This is a genomic window from Bradyrhizobium sp. NAS80.1 (assembly GCF_001908205.1).
In the GTDB taxonomy this organism is placed as follows: Bacteria; Pseudomonadota; Alphaproteobacteria; order Rhizobiales; family Xanthobacteraceae; genus Bradyrhizobium.
Genome location: NZ_LGHL01000218.1, coordinates 1 through 7,442 on the forward strand (window position 1 = coordinate 1; position 7,442 = coordinate 7,442).

5 protein-coding genes are annotated in these 7,442 nt (G+C 60.8%); all 5 read left to right on the forward strand.

Going from position 1 to position 7,442, the window contains the following annotated elements; all coding sequences use genetic code 11:
• Nucleotides 1–180: hypothetical protein (locus tag AC629_RS47320; protein ID WP_210419163.1), on the forward strand; the 180-nt coding region annotated here is incomplete at its 5' end.
• A 601-nt stretch (nucleotides 181–781) separates the two neighbouring features.
• A complete protein-coding gene (locus AC629_RS37550; protein WP_168195686.1) occupies nucleotides 782–4,336 on the forward strand; it encodes an ATP-binding protein in 3,555 nt (1,184 codons plus the stop codon).
• A 28-nt stretch (nucleotides 4,337–4,364) separates the two neighbouring features.
• Complete coding sequence (locus AC629_RS37555) at nucleotides 4,365–4,622, forward strand: DUF4242 domain-containing protein (protein ID WP_084809774.1); 258 nt, start codon at nucleotides 4,365–4,367, stop codon at nucleotides 4,620–4,622.
• A gap of 306 nt (nucleotides 4,623–4,928) precedes the next feature.
• Nucleotides 4,929–6,314, forward strand: coding sequence for an FAD-binding oxidoreductase (locus AC629_RS37560; RefSeq protein ID WP_084809776.1), 1,386 nt, complete (start codon nucleotides 4,929–4,931; stop codon nucleotides 6,312–6,314).
• Between the two features lie 663 nt (nucleotides 6,315–6,977).
• Nucleotides 6,978–7,442, forward strand: a 465-nt coding sequence (locus AC629_RS37565; RefSeq protein WP_084809775.1) for a DUF1993 domain-containing protein, incomplete at its 3' end; no start/stop codon positions are given.

Sequence of the window (7,442 nt, forward strand, 5' to 3'; positions counted from 1 at the left end):
CTTGTCACGATCTTCGGCTGGCTCCTACTGATCGGCGGCCTAGTTCGCATGCTGTTTCCGATCTGGCTCGCCGGAATGGCTGCGACCCTCAGCCTAAGCACGGGGCTTATTGTGGGGGAGGCCGTCGTGTTTCTCGCGATCGGGGCTTTCCTGTCGTACAAGGCCTACATGAGCAGCTGAGGGAGGTAGCGATCGGGCAGCTGACCAAGTTCTTCTTGCTGTGCGCTGGTCGCCCCATGGGGTCGCTATTGGAGGCGCTGCGGAAATAGGCCGGCCGGGGCTCCAGGCCGAAAGCGTCGAGGATGACCTAAAGGCGAACAAGGCAATGCGCCGGCCTAGACTTCCAAGTCGATCTCGACTTGGACCTCTTCGCTATTCCGACCGAACGCGATGTACGGCAAGCCTGCTTCCCGAGGTGCTGGTCCACCCAACCCCTGAAAGCTAGCCTTACGTGGGCCTCAATACCTGCACCCGTTACCAATCACGGTCTGCCCAAATTATCGCGCTGCGGCAGTTCTATGCGCGGCTGCACGTTTGCGGTAAAATGCCTACAAATGCAGCGTGCTTTCGTAGGGACCTAGGTGTTGCATCGGCACGAGGTCCTATTGAGAGTCATCTGCGGCTGCCGAAGTACCCGCTGCAGAATATCGTCCGCGCCTGCTTAACCCGGAATCGAGTCAGCGGGCGAGGCGCTTTCCCCGGCGAAAGGCGCAGACACGCTCCATACTTGACCGGGAGCAAGAACATGAGGAGGAAACATCTAAAGCAGCGAGCGGGGCTCATGAGCCAAGACATCAATACATGGCTGCGTGCACTTGGCCTCGGGCAATATTGTGATGTCTTCGCCGCCGGTGATGTCGATCTGAGGGTACTCCCGCATCTTACGGAGACGGATCTTCGCGAACTGGGGGTATCGCTCGGACACCGCAAGATCATCCTGGCGGCGGTTGCCGAGTCGTTCGGGGTCGCGCTGTCGGCGGCAGGCGCCGACCATCTCCATTCGAACGATCAGCCGTTGCCGCGCGCTCCCCCGGAGCGGCCGCCGGAGCGACGCCTGCTGAGCGTTCTGTTCTGCGACCTGGTTGGTTCCACGGAGCTGTCTCGGCGGCTCGATCCCGAGGATCTGCGCGAGGTGCTTCGCAGCTATCAGGATCGGGTCGCCGGCGCGGTCACCCGTTATGGCGGCTACGTCGCCAAATTCATCGGCGACGGCGTCATGGCGTATTTCGGATGGCCATGCGCCTACGAGGATCACGCCGAACGCGCGGTCCGAGCCGGGCTCGAGGCCTTGAGCGCCATGCAACTGCTGAAGCCCAACGATATCGAGCTCCAGGCCCGGGTCGGCGTAGCTACGGGGCTCGTCGTTGTCGGGGACCTTGTTGGAGGCTCGGTCCGCGAGGAAGGTGCGGTGGCGGGTGAGACGCCCAATCTCGCAGCCAGGCTCCAGGCGAGCGCGCGGCCGAGTCAACTCGTCATAGCGGAGGCGACCAGGCGACTGATCGGCGACGCCTTCGTCGTCGAGGACCTCGGTGAGAAGCCTCTTAAGGGATTCGGGACAGGCACCCGCGTGCATCTCGTTAAGTCCGAGCGAGAGGTCGAAAGCCGATTCCATGCGGCGCATGTTGGAGAGTTGTCGCCATTCGTAGGTCGCGTGCACGAGGTCGCGCTGCTCGTTGAAAGGTGGGAGCTTGCGCGCGCAGGAGAAGGACAAGCAATCCTGCTCTCGGGGGATGCCGGCATCGGCAAATCCCGGTTGGTACAGGCCTTTACAGAAAAGCTAGGCGCGACGCCGCATGTCGTCCTGCGGTTTCAATGCTCGCCCTATCATACCCACAGTACCCTGTTTCCGATTGTTCAGAATCTCGGCCGCGCCGCCGACTTTGGGCCGGGCGATAGCAACCAGAAACGGCTCGACAAGCTCGAGCATATGCTCGCCGACGTGGGCGCGGACGTTCGGACGGTGGCTCCTGTTTATGCAGAGCTTCTGTCGCTCGATTGCCATGATCGGTACGGCAAAATCGACCTGACGCCACAGCAAAGGAAGAGCCTCACACTGCAGACGCTGGTCGACCGGTTCCTGCAGCGCGCCGCGCGCTCTCCAGTGCTGATTATTGTCGAGGACGCTCACTGGATCGACCCCACTACGACCGAGCTTCTCGATGCGCTGATGGCGCCAATCAATCGAGCACCGATCATGTTGCTCGTGACACACCGGCCGAGCTGGGCTTCTGAATGGCCCAGCCTTTACGGTCATGTGCTGCAGCTTTCCCTCGGGCCGCTGGCAAAGCCTCAGATCGTCGACATGGTGCGGCACATTGCCGGCGCCACTGCCAGCGCGCACATGATCGATGAGATCGTCGGCCGGACCGATGGCGTCCCCCTGTTTATCGAGGAGCTGGCCCGCTCTCTGGTCGAGCGCGAGGCCGGCGTGTGCGAATTTGAGGTGGGGCTTCCGGCGACGCTGCAGGGCTCCTTGATGGCACGTCTCGATCGCTGCCAGCCGACGGCGAAAGAAACCGCCCAAATCGCCTCTGTCATCGGCCGCGAGTTCAGCCGAGACCTGCTTGCTCATGTGTGCGATTTTCCGGTCGCCGATCTCGATGCGGCCATCGCCGAGCTGATGGCGGCGCATCTGGTTCTGAGAGGGGGTCCTTCCGAGGACGCCTTGGCGTTCAGGCACGCCCTCATTCAGGACACGGCATACCAGTCCCTGCTGACGAGCAGAAAACAGCGGTATCATGCGGCAATTGCCCGCGCCCTTGCCGAGTACCGCCGTGAGACAGCGGACACCCAGCCGGAGCTGGTTGCGCGGCACTTTTCCGAGGCCGGACTACCACAGTTGGCCCTGCCGTTCTGGCGGCGCGCCGGCGAGCGCGCGCTGGCGCGCTCGGCGAACTACGAGGCCATCGATCATTACGGGAAGGCCCTGGCCATCGCCGAGAGACTGCCCGATTCGGAAGGGCGCGAGGACGCCGTGCTCGAGACAAGAATTGCATTGGGTCGGGCGCAGTCGGCGGCCGGCCATCTGCAACAGGCTTCCGCCACATTCGAGCGTGCCGCCGGCGAGGCACGAGCCCGTGGAAACAGCGATGCACTCGCCAACTGCGCCATCCGATTTGGATACGCGCAGTTTCTTTATCACGACTCTCTTGAACCTTCCATCGCGCTGCTGCTCGAAGCTTTATCGGCGATCGAAGGAGGAGACAGCGCTCAGCGCTGCCAGATATTGAGTGCGCTCGGTAGAGCGTTCTTGATGAAGGGTGATTTCGAGCGTGCTGACGTCTTCAATTCCGAGGCCATCGAAATGGCGCGCCGCCTCGAGGACGACCGCTCTCTCTGTGAAGTTCTGTTTACTCCATTTCTGGTGCCGGCCGCACTCTCGGGGACACAATCTGCCGACCTGCGCAACCGCCTCAGCGAGGCCCTCGCCATTGCCAATCGGCTGAATGACGCCGACCTCCGCACCCGAATTCTTTCTGTGCACATCTATTATTCGGCCGAATTTGGCGACTACCAGGGGATGATCGCGGCTTTGGACCAGTTTCAGTCATCAATTGAAGGCCGTCAGATGCTGCACCAGGAATGGGTTGCGCAGCTAGGGCGAGCCATGCAGGCTCTTTTGATCGGCGACTTTGCGGCTGCCGAGAAGCTCGCTGAGAACGCGTATGCGATGGGTCGCAGGATGCATATTGGGGAGAGTGTCGAAGGTGTCTACGGCACGCAGATGTTCACCATCCGCCGCGAGCAGGGACGCCTGGCGGAGATTGCCGCTGTCATCAAACAGTTGATCAATAGCGAACCGGAAGACAATACCTGGAAGCCCGGGTTCGCGCTCGTCGCGACGGAGCTGGGCTTCAAGCCGCAGGCACAAAAGATGCTGGACGAGTTGCGGCAGACCGATTTCGCCTTCCCAATGGATGCGAAGCGGAGCACGACGCTTTCCTATCTTGCCGATGTTTGCGCGGCGCTCGAGGACGAGCGCTGCGCGCGTGCCTTGTACGATCTGCTCGAGCCCTACCGCCACATGACCGTCACGGCCGGTATCGTGACCGTCTGCTACGGATCGGCCGGCCGCTTCCTCGGAGCTCTCGCCGACGTGCTGGGCGACTGGATTCGTTCCGAAGAGCACTTCGAGGAGGCGCTACGGATGGACCGGCACATGCATGCATGGCCCTGGTTGGCGCACACGCAGAACCGATACGCGCACATGCTGCGCCGCCGCGGCCGCCATGGCGACATCGCACATGCCGATGCGCTGTTGAACGAATCTCTGGCGACGGCAAGTCGCCTGAACATGACCGCTCTGCTTACGAGGCTCCGCGGTCAACTGCACTGATGTGCCACGTCGTACACGGGAGAGGGCCATGCCGCGTTTCATTATCGAGCGAAACTTCGCAGAAAAACTGGAGTTCACGAAGGAAGGAGTCGATAGAGTCGACCTCATCAACGATGAAGAAGGAGTGAAGTGGATCTTCTCCTTTCTGAGTGCCGACAAGCGCAAAACCTACTGTCTTTATGAGGCCGAAAACGCCGACGCCATTCGCAATGCGGCGAGGCGCGCCAATATTCCGGCCGATGTTATCATGGAGGTGGATCAGATAACACCGGCGATGTTTGCGTGAAAGGTCTCATGGCGCCAGGTTGCCGTCTCTTGCGAGAGAGCTTGTTGCGCCTATAGGCGGATGGCCAGCGCCCATCGGCACCTCAGCCGGTGCGCGGACTTGTTGCGCACGTCCGGCCGCCGGGCGCATCGAAGTCGCCAATCTCAGCAGTGAGCGCAGACGGAATTTTGGCGGAAGTCCGCTCCCAGATCGAGCGTCCTCATTGCAATGACGTTCGCAGGCTCCGTGTTCACTGAGCAGCCATCGGGAGTCCAACAACGGAAGCAGGCCCAACTGGCCGATCATTGCGTGAAACAGGAGGATATCATGCAAGCCATGACCACCGAAACCTTCATTGGCAGCATGCGTGGCCCGGTCATTGGGCGAACGGACGCTGATTATGACGCCGTGCGGAGCCTCTATAACGGGATGATCGATAAGAGCCCCGTGATGATTGCGCGATGCACCGACGTCGCCGACGTTGTCACTGCCGTCAATTTTGCCAGGCAGAACGATCTCAAGGTCGCGATCCGCGGGGGCGGGCACAATGGGCCGGGCCTTGGGAGTATCGACGACGGGCTGATGATTGACATGTCGATGATGAAAGGCGTGCGGGTCGATCCCACCGCTCGCACCGTCCGCGTCGGTCCCGGCTGCACACAGGGCGATGTTGATCACGCCACGCATATCTACGAGCTCGCCGTGCCAGCCGGCATTGTCTCGACGACCGGTATCGCCGGCCTTACGCTTGGCGGCGGCACCGGATACCTCACCCGCAAGCACGGCCTCACCATCGACAATCTGCTTGAGGCGGATGTCGTGCTCGCCGATGGTCGCATCGTCACCGCCAACAAGTCAGAGAACGCCGACCTCTACTGGGGCCTGCGTGGCGGCGGCGGCAATTTCGGCATCGTCACTAGCTTCCTGTTCCAAGCTCATCCGGTAAACATGGTCTATGCCGGTCCGGTCTTCTGGGATCTCGAAAATGCCCGGACTGTCATGCAGAGGTACAGGGATTTCCTGCCTAGCGCTCCCGAAGAGCTTGGCGCCTTTGTCGGCTTGAAGACCGTTCCACCGGTAGACCCGTTCCCGGCGGAGCATCAGGCCAAGCGCGCCTGCGCCATCATCGCCTGCTACAATGGGCCGACAGAAGATGGCAAGGCGGTCATGGCAAAATTGCTTGGGGAGCTGCCCCCGCCGCTCTTCAACTGGATGGGCGAAATGCCCTATCCTGCCCTGCAGTCCATGTTCGATCCGTTCTTCCCGAAGGGCCTGCAATGGTACTGGCGCGGCGATTTCGTGAAAGAACTGACCGACGTAGCGATTGACGCCCATATCGCCCAGGCACAGAAACTGCCGAGCACGCTCTCGCTTATGCATCTTTATCCGATCGACGGCGCGGTCCGTCGCGTCGGCAAGAGTGACACCGCCTGGAACACGCGCGATGCGACCTGGTCGATGGTGATCGCCGGCATTGATGCCAATCCGCAAAAGGCCGGCGAAATCACGCGCTGGACCAAGGGCTATTGGGAGGCCGTGCATCCTTACTCGGCTGACGGGGGCTATGTGAATTTCATGATGGACGATGGGGACGACAGCAGGCTCAAGGCTACCTACGGCGACAACTATGACCGCCTCGTTGCCTTAAAGGCCAAGTACGACCCGACAAACTTCTTCTGCGTGAACCAGAACATCAAGCCGCTACACTCGTAAACAATCACGCCGCTTCACGGTTCAAGCGCGCTCAAGACGCTTTCTCAGAGCGTTCTTTCGTTTCATAGACGGAGGAACGCTCACTGAGACCATCGCGCGCCAGATCATCGACATCGGAGCGGGCACGATTAGCAATCCGGCAGAGATCGCCAAAATCGCATCAGACGACTTGGTATTAAGGCACCCCAGTGAGCCCTCATTTTGAGCGTCAGATAAGTCGGCCATTTCGCACTTACGCGCCGAAGCCGTGAGGCTTTCCAAAATCAGAAGGGGCCGCTCCTTAGCGACCCCTGCCGGGTGCCGCGAGCCGACGAGCTGATCGAATGAGAGCGCAATTGCTGCGATGCATGAGTCCGGAGTTGGCCCTTCGCGACATATTGCGGTGCCACGCCGTTTCGTTCGCAAGTGGGACGAAGCGGACATCGGATGTCGGTCGTGATCGGTGGGGTTCGTCGCGAGTGACCCACAAGAGACATCCGTCGTCCCAAACGGCAGCGGAACTTGATCATAACCCGGAGAATTTCTCGACCGACAACGGGAGGCGAGCTTCATCAGCTGACCAACGTCTACGGTGCGTCCGTTTCCCTTCTATGCCGATTGCAATTTGAGCAATTTCCGGGAACTGTATCGCACGCGATCAGCACACCGAGGGAGACTTACGCCATGGCCTTTTCGCTATACGACGCGACCGTCGCAAACTACCTTCAGATTCTCGGCGCCGTCGGCGGGTTCCTTGAGAAGAGCCTCACGCATTTCCGGGAAAAGGGCATTGATCCGGCCGAAATCGTCCAGTCGCGCCTTACGCATGACATGCAGCCGCTCCGTTTCCAGATCGTCTCAGTCGCACATCATTCACGCGGTGCGATGGAGGCGGCGAAGAGCGGTGTGTTCACCCCGCCGTCTGCTAAACCAGACCTCGACTATGCCGCCCTTCAGGCACTGGTGACGGAGGCGCGCAATGAGCTTTCCGTCCTACGGCCAGAGGCTGTCAATGCGCTCCTCGGCCACGATGTAACCTTCAGGGTCGGCGACCGCGCGCTCCCGTTCACGGCGGAAGGCTTTCTGATGTCGTTCTCGCTGCCGAACTTCTTTTTCCATGCGACCACAGCTTACGACATTCTCCGCCAC

Coding starts and splice junctions, on each gene's coding strand:
- AC629_RS37555 (WP_084809774.1), top strand. CDS start 4,365: ATGCCGCGTTTCATTATCGAGCGAAACTTCGCAGAAAAACTGGAGTTC.
- AC629_RS37550 (WP_168195686.1), top strand. CDS start 782: ATGAGCCAAGACATCAATACATGGCTGCGTGCACTTGGCCTCGGGCAA.
- AC629_RS37560 (WP_084809776.1), top strand. CDS start 4,929: ATGCAAGCCATGACCACCGAAACCTTCATTGGCAGCATGCGTGGCCCG.